15 protein-coding genes are annotated in these 16,820 nt (G+C 61.2%); 9 read left to right on the top strand and 6 right to left on the bottom strand.

Translation table 11 applies throughout. The features are described from left to right. The first annotated feature begins 18 nt into the window (after positions 1–18). From P2W41_RS20565 to P2W41_RS20545, 5 genes are all read left to right on the top strand, one after another. Positions 19–702 (top strand): N-acetylmannosamine-6-phosphate 2-epimerase, encoded by a 684-nt coding sequence (locus P2W41_RS20565; protein WP_404935148.1) that lies wholly within the window; start codon positions 19–21, stop codon positions 700–702. Beyond that, on the top strand, positions 699–1,568 hold the full coding sequence (locus P2W41_RS20560; RefSeq protein ID WP_404935147.1) for an ROK family protein: 870 nt from the start codon (positions 699–701) through the stop codon (positions 1,566–1,568). The genes P2W41_RS20565 and P2W41_RS20560 overlap by 4 nt, the downstream gene beginning before the upstream one ends. Before the next feature lie 14 nt (positions 1,569–1,582). Beyond that, entirely contained in the window at positions 1,583–2,914 is a 1,332-nt protein-coding gene (locus P2W41_RS20555; protein ID WP_404935146.1) for an extracellular solute-binding protein, read from the top strand. 118 nt (positions 2,915–3,032) lie between these two features. Beyond that, a complete protein-coding gene (locus P2W41_RS20550) occupies positions 3,033–3,899 on the top strand; it encodes a carbohydrate ABC transporter permease (RefSeq protein WP_404935145.1) in 867 nt (288 codons plus the stop codon). Next, a complete protein-coding gene (locus P2W41_RS20545; RefSeq protein WP_336071275.1) occupies positions 3,899–4,720 on the top strand; it encodes a carbohydrate ABC transporter permease in 822 nt (273 codons plus the stop codon). The genes P2W41_RS20550 and P2W41_RS20545 overlap by 1 nt, the downstream gene beginning before the upstream one ends. A gap of 85 nt (positions 4,721–4,805) precedes the next feature. Here the strand turns inward: P2W41_RS20545 and P2W41_RS20540 are convergent, their stop codons facing one another. The 4 genes from P2W41_RS20540 to P2W41_RS20525 form a co-directional block, all read right to left on the bottom strand. Continuing rightward, complete coding sequence (locus P2W41_RS20540) at positions 4,806–5,921, bottom strand: ABC transporter ATP-binding protein (RefSeq protein ID WP_404935144.1); 1,116 nt, start codon at positions 5,919–5,921, stop codon at positions 4,806–4,808. A 4-nt stretch (positions 5,922–5,925) separates the two neighbouring features. Further along, complete coding sequence (locus tag P2W41_RS20535; RefSeq protein ID WP_404935143.1) at positions 5,926–6,804, bottom strand: carbohydrate ABC transporter permease; 879 nt, start codon at positions 6,802–6,804, stop codon at positions 5,926–5,928. Then, positions 6,801–7,679 (bottom strand): carbohydrate ABC transporter permease, encoded by an 879-nt coding sequence (locus P2W41_RS20530; RefSeq protein ID WP_404935142.1) that lies wholly within the window; start codon positions 7,677–7,679, stop codon positions 6,801–6,803. Before P2W41_RS20530 ends, P2W41_RS20535 begins: the two co-directional genes overlap by 4 nt. Before the next feature lie 130 nt (positions 7,680–7,809). Then, positions 7,810–9,066: an ABC transporter substrate-binding protein gene (locus P2W41_RS20525; protein WP_404935141.1), complete on the bottom strand. Its 1,257-nt coding sequence runs from the start codon at positions 9,064–9,066 to the stop codon at positions 7,810–7,812. A gap of 249 nt (positions 9,067–9,315) precedes the next feature. On the opposite strand from P2W41_RS20525, the gene P2W41_RS20520 reads away from it, so the two are divergent. Further along, positions 9,316–10,368, top strand: coding sequence for a LacI family transcriptional regulator (locus P2W41_RS20520; RefSeq protein WP_404935140.1), 1,053 nt, complete (start codon positions 9,316–9,318; stop codon positions 10,366–10,368). A gap of 6 nt (positions 10,369–10,374) precedes the next feature. On the opposite strand, the gene P2W41_RS20515 is transcribed toward P2W41_RS20520, so the two are convergent. After that, a complete protein-coding gene (locus P2W41_RS20515; protein ID WP_404935139.1) occupies positions 10,375–10,935 on the bottom strand; it encodes a TetR/AcrR family transcriptional regulator in 561 nt (186 codons plus the stop codon). A 170-nt stretch (positions 10,936–11,105) separates the two neighbouring features. Here P2W41_RS20515 and P2W41_RS20510 point away from each other — a divergent pair, with 170 nt between their 5' ends. From P2W41_RS20510 to P2W41_RS20500, 3 genes are all read left to right on the top strand, one after another. Then, a complete protein-coding gene (locus tag P2W41_RS20510) occupies positions 11,106–12,308 on the top strand; it encodes an efflux RND transporter periplasmic adaptor subunit (RefSeq protein ID WP_404935138.1) in 1,203 nt (400 codons plus the stop codon). Further along, positions 12,305–15,391, top strand: a complete 3,087-nt coding sequence (locus P2W41_RS20505; RefSeq protein ID WP_404935137.1) for an efflux RND transporter permease subunit — start codon at positions 12,305–12,307, stop codon at positions 15,389–15,391. Before P2W41_RS20510 ends, P2W41_RS20505 begins: the two co-directional genes overlap by 4 nt. A gap of 215 nt (positions 15,392–15,606) precedes the next feature. Continuing rightward, entirely contained in the window at positions 15,607–16,011 is a 405-nt protein-coding gene (locus tag P2W41_RS20500) for a DUF4168 domain-containing protein (RefSeq protein WP_404935136.1), read from the top strand. 25 nt (positions 16,012–16,036) lie between these two features. On the opposite strand, the gene P2W41_RS20495 is transcribed toward P2W41_RS20500, so the two are convergent. Further along, positions 16,037–16,711 (bottom strand): GntR family transcriptional regulator, encoded by a 675-nt coding sequence (locus P2W41_RS20495; RefSeq protein WP_229450768.1) that lies wholly within the window; start codon positions 16,709–16,711, stop codon positions 16,037–16,039. Positions 16,712–16,820: the final 109 nt, after the last annotated feature.

Genomic DNA, 16,820 nt, shown 5'->3' with positions numbered 1-16,820 from the left:
GCAAACGGGGGAGAAAGCGTGGCGAACAGCATTCAGTCGCTCGAGAACGGCCTGATCGTTTCCTGCCAGCCGGTGACAGGCGGGCCAATGGATACGGCGCCGATCGTCGTTGCTTTCGCGCTGGCCGCCCTTGCCGGCGGCGCGCAGGGATTGCGGATTGAATCTGCCCCTTATGTGAAGGCCGTGCGGGCAGCGACAAACGCCCCCATCATCGGGCTCGTGAAGCGGGATCTCGGCAATTCGCCTGTGCGGATCACGCCGTGGATCGAGGATGTGGAGGCGCTGGCGGCGGCAGGGGCGGATGTCATCGCTTATGACGCGACACAGCGCGAGAGGCCGGTGCCGACGAAAGTGCTCGTCAAGCGTATCCATGCGGCGGGTAAGATTGCCATGGCCGATTGCTCCGTCATTTCCGATGCCCGGCAGGCGCTGGATGAGGGAGCCGAAATGGTGGGCTCGACGCTTTCGGGCTACACGGGCGGGCCGGAGCCGACGGAGCCCGATCTCGACCTGATAAGCGCCATGCGCGCGCTGACGCCGTATGTGGTGGCGGAGGGCTGCATCCGCCAACCGCACCATGCGTCTGCGGCACTGAAGGCCGGCGCGCGGCTGGTGGTGGTCGGCTCGGCGATCACCCGGCCTGAACATGTGACCTCATGGTTTCGTGCCGACATGGACGAGGCGGTGGGAGCGGGCGCATGAGCGACACGGAAACGGTTCTGGCGCTGGACATAGGCGGCACGAAGATGCTGGCGGCACTCGTGCGCGGCGAAACCGTTGCCGACAGCGTGACCCTGCCGACCCCGAAAGGTGAGGGCGGGCCTGCCGAATGGCTGGAGGCGCTTTTCGCCGAGATCGCGCACTGGCAGGGTGCTTATGACTGTGTCGGCGTCGCGGTGACGGGGATTGTCGATGACGGTTTCTGGTCGCCGCTCAACCGCAGGACGCTCGACATTCCAGACCGGTTTCCACTGTTGAAGACGGTGATGGGGATCTCGGGAAAACCGGCAATCGCCGCCAACGATGCGCAGGCCGCCGCATGGGGCGAATACCGTTTCGGCGATGGTGAGGGCGATCTCGTTTTTTTGACGATCTCCACCGGGATTGGCGGCGGCGTCGTTCTGAATGGCAGGCTGCGGACCGGGCTCGCGGGCCATTTCGGCCTTACACTCGGAGAGGATTTCAACGGCGCGCTTGAGGATCACGTCTCGGGCAATTTCATCGCCGCCGAGGCGGCAGCGCATCAGCCGGGCGCGACCGCGCGTGAGGTGTTCGAGGCGGCTGCCCGGGGTGAAGGCTGGGCTGATGCCATCCTCGACGTTTCGGCGCGGCGCGCGGCCATTCTGTGTCGCAACATAAAACTGACCTTCGACCCGGCGCGCATCGTGATCGGCGGTGGTATCGGGCTGGTGCCGGGCTACCGGGCGCGCATCGAGGCGCATCTTGACGATGTTCCCGAAAGGCTGAGGCCCCGGCTTGTGCCGGCGAGGCTCGGCGACAAGGCCGGCGTGGTGGGGATCGCCGACCTGGCACGTGAAACCAAGACCCAAAACCAGACAAACCAATAAATGGGAGAATGACGATGAAACCTGTTGCACGATTTGCCGCCGCCCTTCTGGGCAGCGTTTTCGCCGCCGGCCTTTATGCCGGTGCTGCCAATGCGGAAGTGACCGTGCTCGGCTGGCCGGGCGGCCCGGAAGAAACGGCCCTGCGGGCTGCCGCCGACGCCTATAACGCCAAGGACGATGTGAGCGAAGAGAACAGGGTCGAGCTTCTGTTCTTCAACCGCGACGGCTTCTGGGACAAGTTGCAGGCGGACCTTGCCGCAGGCTCCGATGCGTTCGATCTCAACCTGCTCGCCACCTATTCCATCGGCCGCTACGCGCCCTTCATGGAGCCGGTGGAGCTTTCGGATGAGGCGCAGGCGCTTTATGGCGATGCGGTGCTTTCGACCATGCAGTTCGACGGCAAACAGTATGGCGTGCCGACCGACCTTTCGCTGCACTTCATGTATTATCGCAAGGACCTGATCGACGCGCTGATGAGCGATGACGACGCCAGGGCGCGCTATGCGGAAATCAGCAAGGAGCACCTGGGCACCGCGATGGAGCCGAAGAACCCGGACGAATGGACCTGGGACGACTATGCGGCGACCGCGCTCTATTTCACCAAGGCGGTGAACCCCGACAGCCCGACGCGCTATGGCACGGTTCTCCAGATGAAGAACCTGCTTTTCAACATCATGGTGTGGCAGTCCACCGCGCGCTCTTACGGCGGCGACTGGATGGACGCCGATGGCAAGATCACGGTCGACTCGGAGGCATTCCGCAAGGGGCTGGAGCTCTACAAGAAGCTCTATGATGCCGGGGCGACGCCGCGCGATTCTCTTTCCTATGAGTTTGCCGAGGCGAATGCCGCCTATGCGGCAGGCCAGGTGGCGGCCATGGTGCAGTGGAACGCGGCGGCAGCCGACCTGACCAGTGCGGAAAAGTCGCCCGCCGTGGGCGAGGTGACGGCAACGATTGCGCCACCGACCGGACCGGAAGCCCGTGCCACGCATATTCACGGTCTGGGGCTTGGCCTCAACAAGAGTGCCGAAAACAAAGAGGGTGCGAAGGCCTTCCTGAAATGGCTCTCGACCGAAGAGGCCGCCCTGATCTATGCCCGTGCGGGCGGTGCGCCGGCGCTTTCAGCGGATGCGGTTTCGGCTGTTGCGGAAGAGCGGCCGGATCTCGTGCAGCTTGGTGAATATGCCGGGGCCTATGGCTATGTCATGAATGGCGGCGCATCGGCCAATGCGCTTGCGATCTACGAATTGCAGGCGAAGGAGTTCACCGGCTACTGGTCGGGCCAGCAGGATCTCGACACGGCGTTGGCCAATGTCGAGAAGGGCATGGCGGACTTGCTGAAGTAAGGCTGACGCTCGCCCCTCATCCTCACCTTCTCCGCGCGAGCGGGGAGAAGGGGCCGGCAGGCGGATGAGGGGCAGCGCCAACCGCCGAACCGATCTGAAAACCAGACCAAGAAGCCCAATGGAAACGACACACCGCCTCGAATGGACGCTGCTTGCGACGCCGCTGATGGTGTTTCTGCTGGTGTGTCTCGGCTTTCCGGCCATCGTGAACCTGATCTATTCCGTGTCGGAGATCAGCTTCGAGACGCTGCGGAGCCCCGAGATTTCCGGTTTCGGCAATTTTGCCGCCGTTTTGACCGACATCGGTTTCTGGCGCGCCAACTGGTTTTCGCTTCGCTTTGGTCTGCTGACGGCCATTCTCGAATGCCTGATCGGGCTGGGGCTTGCCGTCTTCCTTGCGCCGCTCTTCAGGGAGCGCAGCTGGCCGATTGCCATTCTCATGCTGCCGCTGATGGTGGCGCCGGCGCTGATGGGGCTGATGTATCGGCTCGTCCTGCATGAATTTGCCGGGCCGGTGCCGCATTATCTGTGGGCATGGTTCGGTAACAGCCCGGCCTTTCTCGGACCGAACTCTGCTTTCTGGACGCTGATTGTGGTCGAGACGCTGCAATGGACGCCGTTTGCGTTCCTGCTTTTTCACATGGCCTATCAGGCGATACCGGAAGAGCTGCGGGAGGCGGCATCCATCGACGGGGTGATGGGCCTTGCCCGCTTCTGGCGCATCGAACTGCCCTTGATGCTGCCGACACTGGCGGCGGCTCTTCTGATCCGTTTCATCGACGGGTTTCGCGTGTTCGACAATGTCTATGTGCTGACCGGAAGCGGGGCAGGGGGCTCCACCACGTCGCTGTCGATCTACATTTATGAAGCCTTTTTCAAACAGGCGGCCATCGGCAAGGCGGTGGCGGCATCGGTGATCCTGTTCGCCGCTTCGTTTGCCGTGCTTTACGGCCTCAACCGCCTTGCAAGGCGCAGGAGACGATGATGCTCAACGCGATCCGCTGGGCGGTGTTCGCACTTGCCGCCTTTGCGATGAACTTTCCGCTCATCGTCACGCTGGTGACGTCGTTCAAGAGCGCACGCGAAATCTCCACCAATCCTGGCCTTTGGATCAACGCACCGACGCTCGAAAACTATGCGACCGTGCTAACGGTCTCCGACAGGCTGAACATCTTCCTCTATCTCGCCAACAGCTTCGCCGTGGCGGCAATGGGCACGCTTCTCGCCGTCGCGCTGGCCTTGCCGGCGGCCTATGCCATCGTGCGCGGGCGGTTCGGCGAAAAGACGCTCCTGCCGCTGATCGTGAACCTGCGCGCGGTGCCGCTCGTCATCTTTGCCATCCCCATCTACATGATGTTCCAGTTCATGGGCCTGCTCGACACGCGCTTCGGCCTGGGGCTGGTGATGACCATCGTCAACATCCCGCTGGTGCTGATCATCCTCGTCAACGCCATCTCGGACGTGCCGTTCGAGCTGGACGAGGCGGCGATGATCGACGGGGTGAGCCGCACCGGCATCCTGTTCAAGATCGTCGGCCCCGTCTGCCGGCCGGCCCTTGTGACGAGCATGATCTTCGGTTTCATCACCGCGTGGAACGAGTTCCTGTTTGGCCTGATGCTGACCACCTCGAAGGCGGTTCCGGTGACGGTCGGCGCGTCGTTCTTTTTCGCCGCGTCAGGTGGCGGCGTTCAATGGGGCGTGGCCGCAGCGGTGATGATGGTCGGCGCCCTGCCGCCCATGCTGCTCGGGCTCGTCATGTATCGCAAAATCAGCGGCACGATGATGGCCGGGGCGGTGAAGGGGTAGCGCGATATTGCCGTTCCGGGGGTGCGGCTGACAGGAACAACTGCATTGATGTGGTGCGTGGTTTGCGCGACCCCGCTTCACCAGATCACCCGATGCGCTCTTGCGTCTGCGGGTCGAACAGCACCGCCTTGTCGAGATTGAAGGCGAGGCGGGCTGTCTGGCCGGCGGAGATGGGTGCATCGGCGCGCAGGCGGGCGACGATCTCGCGTCCGCCGAGCCGGGTGACCGCGAAGGTGTCGGAGCCGGCAGGCTCGATCACCTCGATTTCGCAATCAAGCTCGCTGATATGGCTGGCATTGCGGTCGGCGCTGTCGAGATCCGTCAGCGCTTCGGGCCGGATGCCGAACACCACCTCCTTGCCGTCGCGGTCTGAAAGCGCGCCATTGGCGCCTGCCATGGGCAGCGTGAGCGGCGCGCCATCCTCGCGTTCCATGACAATGGCGACATCGCTGCCATCGACTTTCACCCTTGCGGGAATCAGGTTCATCGACGGAGAACCCATGAAATCGGCGACGAAGAGATTGTTGGGCCGGTTGTAGATTTCTGCCGGCGTGCCGAACTGCTGGAGCACGCCGTCCTTGAGAACGGCGATCCTGGTGGCCAGCGTCATCGCCTCGATCTGGTCGTGCGTGACATAGACGATGGTCGTGCCCATGCGCTGGTGCAGGCGCTTGATCTCAGTGCGCATGTCGACACGCAGCTTGGCGTCGAGATTGGAGAGCGGTTCGTCGAACAGGAACACCAGCGGATCGCGCACGAGCGACCGGCCCATGGCGACACGCTGACGCTGACCGCCGGAAAGCTGGCTCGGCTTGCGGTCGAGCAGCGCGCCGATCTGAAGTGTCTCTGCCACTTTGGCAATCGCGGCATCGCGCTCGGTTTTGGGCGTGCCGCGGATCTCCATGCCGAAGCCGATGTTCTCCGCCACTGTCATGTTGGGATAGAGCGCGTAGGACTGGAACACCATGGCAATGTCGCGCTGCGAGGGGTGCAGGTCGTTGACCACCTTGCCATTGATGCTGATCGAGCCACTGGTGATGGCTTCAAGCCCGGCAATGGTGTTGAGCAGGGTGGACTTGCCGCAGCCGGACGGGCCGACGAGCACCAGGAAGCCGCCCTCTTCGATTTCGAGGTCGATGCCCTTCAGCACATCCACCTTGCCGAAGGATTTTCTGAGGTTGTCGATCTTGAGAAAGGCCATGGGCTTATCCTTTGACGGCGCCGGCCATGAGGCCGCGCACGAAATAGCGTCCGGAGACGATGTAGACGATCAGGGTGGGCAGGGCGGCGAGGATCGCGCCGGCGAAATGGACATTATATTCCTTCACGCCACCCGACGAGGACACGAGATTGTTGAGCGCCACCGTCATCGGCTGGGAATCGAAATCGCCGAAGGAAACGCCGAACAGGAAGTCGTTCCAGATATTGGTGAACTGCCAGATGACCGTGACCACGATGATGGGCGCGGAGGAGGGCAGGAGAATGCGCCTGAAAATCTGGAAGAAACCGGCGCCATCGATCTGCGCCGCCCGGATCAGCTCCGTGGGGAAGGCCGCATAGTAATTGCGGAAGAAGAGTGTGGTGAAACCGAGGCCGTAAACCACGTGGATCAGCACCAGCCCCTGTGTCGTGCCGGCAATGCCCAGCATACCCAGAATACGCGCTGCAGGAATGAGCGCGATCTGGAACGGGATGAAGCAGGACAGAAGAATGAGACCGAAGATGATGTCATCGCCCCGGAAGCGCCATTTGGTGAGCACATAGCCATTGAGCGCGCCCAGAATGGTGGAGATGGCCACCGCCGGCACCACCATCAGGATGGAGTTGAAGAAATAGGGTTTCAGGCCCGTTGGCTGCACGCCCACCTGCGCGCTCGACCAAGCCTTGGCCCAGGGTTCGAAGGTAAAGACGCCTGGCAGGGAAAGCATGTCTCCCTGGCGAATTTCGTCGAGCGGCTTCACCGAATTGACCAGCATCACGTAGAGCGGCAGGAGATAATAGACTGCAAAGACGATCAGGACGGAATAGATCGCGGCGCGGGCGAGCCTGTTGCCGCTGGCGCCTACTGTTTTGACGGCACTCATCTCTGCCTCCCCGGCTTCAGCTCGGAATAAAGATAGGGAATGATGATCGAGAAGATCATCACCAGCATGATGATGGCCGACGATGCGCCGATGCCCATCTGGTTGCGGGTGAAGGTGTAGGAATACATGAAGGTGGCCGGCAGTTCGGTGGCCTGACCGGGGCCGCCGCCCGTCAACGCCACGACCAGATCGTAGGACTTGATCGCCAGATGCGCGAGCACGACGAAGGCGGACAGGAAGACGGGGCGCATCATGGGAATGATGATGCGGCGATAGATGGTGACATTGGAGGCGCCATCCATCTGCGCGGCCTTGATGATCTCGCTGTCGACGCCGCGAAGGCCCGCCAGAAACATGGCCATGACAAAGCCGGACGACTGCCAGACGGCGGCGATGACCACCGTGTATATTGCCAGTGTGCGATCCTTGATCCAGGCGAATTCAAAGCTCGCCCAGCCCCATTGATGCATGGTATTTTCAAGCCCGATGCCGGGATCGAGAAACCATTTCCATGCCGTGCCGGTGACAATGAAGGAGAGCGCCATCGGGTAAAGGTAGATCGGCCGCAGAAAGCCTTCGCCACGGATTTTCTGGTCGAGAAGAATGGCCAGGAAAAGACCGAGCACCGAACAGATGATGATGTAAAGCGAACCGAAGATCGCCAGATTGGTCAGCGCCCGCCACCAGTGACGCAGGTCCCACAGTTTTGTGTAATTCTCGAACCCGACGAAGCCATAGGACGGCAGCATGCGCGAATCCGTCATCGACAGGTAGAGCGTGTAGAGGATGAAGGCGTAGACGAAGATCAGGATCAGCGCCATGCTCGGGCTGAGCACCAGGCGCGGGATGATTTCCTGCAGGCGGTTTCGGTTCATGCTGGTTATCCGTGTTCAACGGTGTGGCCCATCGCTTCCCCTCTGCATGCAGGCAGAGGGGAACATGACAATGCGCCAGAGCGATCAGCCCGGCTCGGAAATCTCCGGGCCGGGCCTCTGCCCCGCATTTTTACTGCGCGGCAGCGACGGCGTTCTTCAGCTCTTCGACTGCCTCTTCAGACGTAAGCTCGCCATTGAAATGCTGGGTGACAACGTCGTTCACCGCATTCTTCACAGCAGCCGGTGCGCCGTGGCCATGGGCCATGGAGCCGAACAGGCCACCACCGGAATTGGCCTCGGCCAGATCGGCCATGCCCTTCTTGCCGCAATCGTCAAACGCGTCATTCGGCACGTCGGTGCGGGCAGGCACCGAACCCTTGACCACGTTGAAGGCCGACTGGAATTCCGGGTTCATGACGGCGGAGGCCATCAGCTTCTGGGCTTTCTGCTTGTCCTCGCCAACCTGGAACATGACGAACTGGTCGGAGTTGAAGGTGACAGAGCCCTGTGTTCCGGGGAAACGGATGCAGACGAAATCCTCGCCCGGCTTCTTGCCGGCCTTGAGGAACTCGCCCTTGGCCCAGTCACCCATCATCTGCATGCCGCCCGTGCCTTCGATGACCATGGCCGAAGCCAGGTTCCAGTCACGGCCGGAGAAATTGTCGTCGACATAGGTGCGCAGCTTCGCCATGCGGTCGAAGGCTTCCTTCATCTTGTCGGAGCCCAGCGCCTCCGGGTCGAGATCGTTGAGCGCGGCCTTGTAGAAATCATTGCCGAGCGAGAGAACGACCGCCTCGAACACCGTGGCATCCTGCCAGGGCTGGCCGCCATGGGCGAGCGGGGTGATGCCGTTTTCCTTCATCTTGTCGAGAACGGCGACGAGCTCTTCCCAGCTCTCTGGTGCCTTTCCGCCGGCGGCATCAAGCGCGGCCTTGTTGATCCAGACCCAGTTTGTCGAGTGGACGTTCACCGGCGAGGCGATCCAGTTGCCGTCATATTTGGAGAAGTTCTGGAGGGCTGCCGGGACGACATCGGCCCAGCCTTCTTCCTCGGCCACATCGTTCAGGTTGGCGACGACGCCCTGTTCGGCCCAGTCGATGATGTCGAAGCCGAGCATCTGCACGGCAGTCGGCGCATTGCCTGCGGTGACGCGGGCGCGCAGCGCCGTCATGGCAGCCTCACCGCCACCACCGGCCACCGGCATGTCCTGCCAGGTAACACCCTTGGATTCCAGATCCTCCTTGAGAACGTTCAGCGCCGCGGCCTCGCCACCCGAGGTCCACCAATGCAACACTTCAACGCTGTCTTCAGCCATGGCATTGCTGCCGGCCGCGAGGGTAAGAAGGGCTGTTCCCGCCGCAAGCGCGGCGAATTTGCGAATGGTCATGATAATCCTCCCAATGGGATCGCTTGCTCCTTTGCGATCTATCTATTTATAACGTTATAAATCCCATGGAGGTCAATCAGATTCTTGTCTGATTGAAGGGAGGAGATAAAACATTGAAAACCAAAGGGAATTTTTCCTCGTTTTTCAGCTTTTCTACCTGTAAACATAAATTTATATCGATTGAAATGGCGGTTTTTGGCGAATCCTGCGCCATCCAGAGCCGTTCAAAGGCAACCGGGAGGAGATGACATGGCGCGCCGATCGGACCGCCCCACATTGCGTACCATCGCAGAGATGACCGGCCTCGCCGTCACTACCGTTTCGCGCGCGTTGCTCGATGCACCGCAGATCGCGTTCGAGACGCGCCAGCGCGTGCAGCGCGTGGCGCGCGAGATCGGCTACCAGCCCGACCGCGCCGCGCGGCACCTGCGCACCGGGCGCACCAATGTGATCAGCTTCGTGCTCGATCCGCATGACGAATTGCTGGGCTTCAGTACCTCGATGATCAGCGGCCTGACGCGCGCCTTGCGTGACACGCAATATCACCTGGTGATTACACCGCATTTCGCCGAGGCTCCAACGCTCGACCCGATCGAATACATCCTGCGCAACCGCATGGCCGACGGCGTTGTCTTTTCGCGGACCGAGCCGAAGGATCCCCGCGTCAAGCTGCTGATGGAAAACGACTTTCCTTTCGTGTCGCACGGGCGCACGGATCTCGGGGTCGAGCACGCCTTTGTCGACTACGACAACTCGGCCTTTGCCCGGATGGCGGTGGAGCGCCTTGTATCGAAGGGCCGGCGCCGGCTGGCGCTGATCCTGCCGCCAGACCGCTTCATGTTCCGGAGGCACCTGCGCGACGGATTTCAGGAGGCCGTGGAGAGAGCCGGCGTCGCATCGGAATTGCCGGGAGATATCAACCTCGACAGCAATGCAGCCGACTTATACGCGTGGCTCACCTGGCGGCTGCGGCAGCCGGACCCACCGGACGGGATGGTGTGTGCGGGTGAGGTTTCGGCGCTGTCGATCATGGCCGCGCTGAGTGACCAGGGCCTCACCGTGGGCAAGGACTTCGATCTGGTCGTCAAGCAGACGTCACTACTCTACGACGAGGTGCGCCCGCGCATCGACGCCGTCTACGAAGACATCTCCGAAGCCGGCGAGGCGCTTGGAAAATTGCTGATCCGCAGGATAGCCGGAGAAAGACCGGGCGCGTTGCAATTCCTGCAGGAACCGGTTCCGCGGTTCACCGATCTTGGCCACGGAACCCGGGCGGCTATCGGGGCGCGGCAGTCGGCGTAAGCCAGCTCATGAGCCCTGCAAGGCCCCGGCTTGAAGCAGGCCGCGGAGAGCGCTCAGCATATCGGCAACCTCCTGGTCGTCCACCACATTGATGGACAGCAGCTCCATCGCACGTACGCCATGCACCACCAGAAGAGCGATGACTGCGAGAGACGGGTCGCTTGCACTGACCTTCATCTGGTCGAGCACTTCGCGCTCGTATTTTTGCACCGGCTTCAGGAAATCCGGGTTCTCGGCCAAGGCAGCCAACAGGCCCGAAGGTGGCGGCTGGCACTTGTTTCGCTCTTCGACAAAAAGGTCGATATAGGCCTGCACGATGCCGTTGGGGCTCTTCTCATGCGCCTGTTTGCGCTGCTCAAACTTCTCATACTCCTCACAGATGAAGCCCTCGACCAGCGCCTCGAACAGCTTTGCCTTGCTGGAGAAGTGGTAAAGCAGCCCCCCTTTCGAGACCCCGGCGCGCGCGGCGACCGCATCCAGTGACATGCTGGCAGCGCCCGCCTCACGCACGATTTCGGCCGCTGCATCGAGAATTTTTTCCCGCGCGCCGGAACTCGGTCTCACCATTCCTGACATCCTGAAGCTTGACAATACCGTCCAGACGGTACAGTAAAGCGCCGGCATCTGGCAAGCCAAGTTCGCGATCCGCTCTTGTCCACGGGAGACGGCGTCGCTATCTGCGCCACTCTTATGTAAGCTAATCGATATTATTCCGAACGCCTCCGGGGTCTGACGACATGATCAAGCGTCTTCTCATCGCCATTATCCTGCTCGCAATTGTCGCGGGCGGAATAGTCGGCTTCAACATGTTCCGGGATCAGGCGATCCAGCAGTTTTTCGCCAACATGCCCGTTCCCACAGTTACAGTCTCAACCGTGGAGGCCGAAGAGGGAAAGTGGACGCCAACGATCGAGGCCATCGGCACGGTCAACGCCAATCAGGGTGTGGATCTGACCGTTGAGACCACCGGCATCGTCACCGATATCCGTTTCGAGGCGAACCAGCAGGTCAATGCCGGAGATGTTCTTCTCCAGCTTGAGGACAATATCCAGCAGGCCGATCTGAGCGCTTCGCGCACGCAGGCGGCTCTGGATCAGCAGGCGCTCGATCGCGCCCGTGAGCTGCGCAACCGCGGCGTAAGCTCAGGCGTCTCGCTTGATAATGCCGAAGCGGCAGCACAGGCCTCCGCAGCCCAGGTGCAGCGGGCAGAGGCCGTGTTGCAGCAGCGCCAGTTGCGCGCGCCCTTCTCCGGAACGATCGGCATCCCGCGCGTTGACAAGGGTCAGTATCTTTCCCCCGGCACCATTGTCGCCACGCTGCAGGACATCGAAACGATGCGCGCCGACTTCACCGTTCCCGAGCAGCAGCTCGGCAATCTGGAGATCGGCCAGCCCGTGCGCCTTTCGCTCAACAATGACAGTGAAGAGTTTGAAGGCGAGATCACCGGCATCGATCCGAAGGTCGACCCGTCTAGCCGCCTCGTCTCGGTTCGCGCGCGCATCGACAACACCTCCGGCAAGCTCACCCCTGGCCAGTTCGTTCAGGTGAAGGTCATCCTTCCGGAAGAGGACGGCATCATTTCGCTGCCGCAGACCGCCGTCGTCACCAGCCTTTACGGTGACTACGTGTTTGCAGCACGCAAACCTGAAAAGGCGGAGCAAAGCGAAGAAGGCCAGGAGAAACTGGAAGCACGCCAGGTATTCGTCCAGGTAGGCCGCCGTTCCGGGAACCAGGTAGAGATCCGTTCGGGCGTCGAACCCGGCGACATCATCGTGACGGCCGGGCAGAACCGTCTTTCGAACGGCACGCCGGTTGCAATCGACAACACGATCAACCCCGGTTCACAGGAGACACCCACGTCCGACGGCGCAACGGCGTCCGAGCCCGATCAGGAACCGGCCGGCGATGATCCCAAGACGGAAGAGGCGGCAGCCCAATGAGTTTTTCCGATATCTTCATCCGCAGGCCGGTCCTTTCGACCGTCCTCGGACTGCTGATCCTGCTGCTTGGCTTCCAGGGACTGTTCAACCTGCAGGTTCGTCAGTATCCGGAGGTCGAGGAGACGGTGATCACCGTCACCACGATCTATCCCGGCGCCAGCGCTGACCTGATCCAGGGTTTCATCACCGCACCCATTGCCCGCGCCGTGGCGACCACGGAAAACGTGGACTACGTGACGTCGCAGAGCCGTCCTTCGGCCAGCACGGTGAGCGTGCAGATGCGGCTTGGCTCTGATCCCGACGTGGCATTGACGGAAGTCATGTCCAAGGTGCAACAGGTGCGCAGCGAACTGCCCGCGGACGCCAAGGACCCGACCATCGTCAAGGGCACGGGCATGCAGTTCGCCACCATGTATCTGGCGATGCAGAACCCGAACATGTCGAGCGAACAGCTCACCGAATACATCGAACGCGTTATCCGTCCGCGCATGTCGACCATCCCCGGCGTTGCCGAGGTGCAGATCATCGGTGCGGCGAACTATTCGATGCGCGTTTGGATCGACCCCGTTCGGCTGGCAGCACGCCAGCTTACTGCGGCCGAGGTTTTAGCCGGCATCAAGGCGTCGAACTTCCTTGCCGCACCCGGCAAGACCGAAAACGAATATGTCGCCTACGCGATTTCGATGGAATCCACGCTGCAGACGCCTGAAGCGTTTGGTTCTCTGCCACTCAAGGCAACGGGTGACGACGTCGTGCGTCTCCGCGATGTCGCCGATATCGAGCTTGCCGCCGAAAGCACCGACATGGTGGTAAGCTTCAACGGACAGCCGGGCACCTTTATCGGCGTCTTCCCGACGCCGGGCGCCAACCCTCTCGACATGGCGGGTGCCGTTACGGAAGAGTTGCCGTCCATCCAGGCGAGCCTGCCCGAAGGCATGAGCATCGAGGTTCTTTACGACGCGACGGAATCCATCAGCGCCTCCATCGACGAGGTCTTCAAGACCATCATGGAAGCAGTGCTGATCGTTGTCGTGATCATCCTCCTGTTCCTTGGTTCCTTCCGCTCCGTGCTGATGCCGATCGTTACGATCCCGCTCTCGCTGATTGGCGTGTGCTTCATCCTGTTCGCGCTCGGATACTCCATCAACCTGCTGTCGCTTCTGGCCATGGTGCTGGCCATCGGCCTGGTGGTGGATGACGCCATCGTGGTGGTGGAAAACATTCACCGGCACATCGAGGAAGGGCTTTCGCCGCGCCGCGCGGCCTTTGTCGGCATGAAGGAGATCACGGGTCCGGTCGTCGCCATGACAATCACGCTGGCGGCCGTGTTTGCTCCGCTCGCTTTCACCGGTGGTCTGACCGGCTCGCTGTTCCGCGAGTTTGCCATGACGCTTGCCGGGGCGGTGGTCATTTCCGGTGTCGTCGCTCTGACGATCACCCCCATGATGTCAGCGCGCATTCTCAAGCGTGGCAATCACAGCCGGTTCCAGGTCATTGTCGACACCACGTTTGACAGGCTTGCGAATTTCTACGAACGGATGGTGAGCGGTTCCCTCAACTTCCGCCCCGTTACGATGCTGGTGGTTCTGGTCCTTCTCGGGCTGACCGGTTTCATGTTCATGAACACCTCCAGCGAGCTGGCGCCCGAAGAAGACGAGGGTGCGCTGTTTTCGCTGATCACCGCGCCATCCTATGCAACCTCGGACTACACCTCGCTTTACACGACGCAGATGCGCGAGCTGACCAAGGATCTGCCCGAACTGAAAGCCAACTTCTCCATTGTCGGCTTCGGCGGACAGACCAATTCGGGCATCGCGCTCTGGGCTTTCAAGGACTGGGCGGATCGCGAGCGGTCGCAAAAGGAGATCCAGCAGGACATCCAGGCGCGCCTGTCCAAGATCTCCGGCGTCGAGGCGCTCGTCTTTGCACCGCCTTCGCTGCCGGGGGCCGGAGGCGGGCTGCCGATCTCGCTCGTTATCCAGTCCACAAGCGATTCGGCGCGCGTTTTCGAGGTGGCTGAAAAGATCAAGGAAGAGGCGCAGGCTTCTGGCCGCTTCATCGTCGTCCAGAACTCTCTTGCCTACAATGCCCAGCAGGTGGTGGTGACGGTCGACCGTGATCGGGCAGCAGCGTTGAACCTGCCGGTTTCTGATGTGGGCACGACGCTGAGCCTGCTTGTCGGCAGCGGTTCCATCGCGCAGTTCGACCGCGATTCCAACAGCTACGACATCATCATGCAGGTGCCACAGGAGTATCGTGACAACCCCGAAAGGCTGGGCGATTTCTTCGTCCGCAGCGCCACGGGCGAAATGGTGCCGCTTTCGGCGGTCATCACCGTGTCGACGGATGTTGCCGCGGCAGCGATCGAGCAGTTCAATCAGCTGAACTCGGCAACAATCTCGGCCCTGCCAGTGCCCGGTGTTTCGACCGGCGACGGCCTTGCCGTGATCGAGGATATTGCCCGCAACACGATCCCGGACGGTTTCTTCATCGAGTATTCGGGCCAGTCGCGGCTTGAAGTGGAGCAGGGCAACACGATCCTGATCGCCTTCACGCTCGCCGTGGTGGTGATTTACCTGGTGCTTGCCGCGCAGTTCGAGAGCTTCCGCGATCCGCTCATCATCATGATGACTGTGCCGCTGTCGATCTTCGGCGCGATCCTGCCCCTCAATCTGGGACTGTCGACGCTCAACATCTACACCCAGGTGGGGCTGATCACGCTCATAGGCCTGATCACCAAACACGGCATCCTGATGGTGGAGTTCGCCAACCAGCAGCGTGAGGAGCATGGCCTGTCACGCGTTGAGGCCATCGTCGCGTCCGCCAAGGTACGCCTGCGGCCGATTCTCATGACCACCGCCGCCATGGCCCTCGGCGTCGTCCCGTTGATCATGGCTGAGGGTGCGGGTGCTGCGGCGCGCTACTCGATGGGTCTCGTCATCTTCACCGGCCTTATCATCGGCACCTCGTTCACGCTGTTCGTGGTTCCCATGTTCTATACCTTCATTGCCAAGGAAAGGCTTGAAGTCGAGGAAGACGACCACCCGGGCCAGCAGGCCCATCCCGCACCGGCGGGTGAGTAAATGCAGATCCAGGCCCCGTTTCGGCGGGGCCTTTTTCTTTCTGACGAAGGGTCGGCTCATTTTTTGTTTTCCGCGGCAATCCGATTTGATTGGCGCACCTGGGAGCGACTTTCCTTCTCGCCACATTCTTCACGAAAGTGGCACCCGGGATGAACCCGGGGTCGGGCATTTCGAAACCCCATAATGGGGTGACACCCGTAAGGAAGGAGTTCCTCATGATTCTACGCAGCAAATTGCGCATGGCCGCAGCAGCGTTCGCGTTCACCACCAGTGTCGCCATGATCTCACCGGCGCTGGCGCAAGATGCCGTTCCATCACCCTCTCCCGCACCGCAGGCTCAATCCTTCGATGATCAGAAGCTGCAGGCGTTTACGGTTGCCTTCCTCGCCGTCAGCGATGTGAAGGAACAGTACACGGAGCGCTTCCGGCAGGCTCCCTCGGATGACGAGAAGCAGAAAGTTCAGGTCGAGGCCACACAGCAGATGGAACAGGCCGTCGATCAGACAGACGGCATCTCGGTGGACGAATACAACCAGATTATCCAGACAGCCCAGACCGATGAGGCATTGGCCCAGAAGCTCAATGGCATGATCGGAGAGGCTGCAAAATCGCAGAAGTGAGCGAACGCGCGGGAAGGGGCGTCCATCAGGCGCCCTTTTCCAGCTCCTCGAACAGAGCGACAACGGCATCCTGCGCCACGGCTATGTGATAGCGCAGTGCGCCACGCAGTTGTTCCTCATCGCGCTTTCTCAACGCTTCCATGATCGGTTCGTGAGTCTCGGCCATGCGTTGCGGGTCATCGTAGATTTTGCCAATCAAAGTGATGCCGGCGCGCATCTCGGTCGCCAGTTCATCATAGACCCTTATAAGACGCGCATTTCCGCTCGCCTTGCAGATCATGCGATGAAAGGCGAAATCCTCGAAGATCTGTGTCTCGATCGACGCTTGACCGGCGGTGCCGTAGAGACGCCCAAGCTGTTTTTCGAGAGCGGCGAGATCGGCCTCGGTAGCGCGCTCCACCGCAAGACAACCTGCATGCAGTTCAAGGCCGATACGCAGCTCGTAAATGTCGCGCATCTCGCTGGCGCTGAATGTGCGCACGAAGAAGCCGCGCCGCGGTGAGAAGGTGACAAGACCCTGGCTTTCCAGAAGTCGGGCCGCCTCGCGGACAGGGGCGCGGCTGGTGCCGAACTCGCGCGAGAGCTGAAGCTCCGTCAAACGCTCTCCAGGCTTCAGATGGCCGGTGACGATCGCCTCTGTGATCTGCCGGGCAATCTGCGTAACCAGATCCGTCGTGGACACTTCCGAAAATACGCTCACCGCCGGTTCCCCAAAACTACCCTCCCCATGACATCGCAGCGAAGACGCGGCGGATGTTCTGACACTATGGCAGGCAAAATGACGATTGTCGACAATTGACACTCTGCCC

The sequence above is a fragment of the Nitratireductor sp. L15S-10 genome (assembly GCF_045011005.1).
Taxonomy (GTDB): Bacteria; Pseudomonadota; Alphaproteobacteria; order Rhizobiales; family Rhizobiaceae; genus Nitratireductor.
This window is presented reverse-complemented; position numbering and strand designations above follow the sequence as displayed.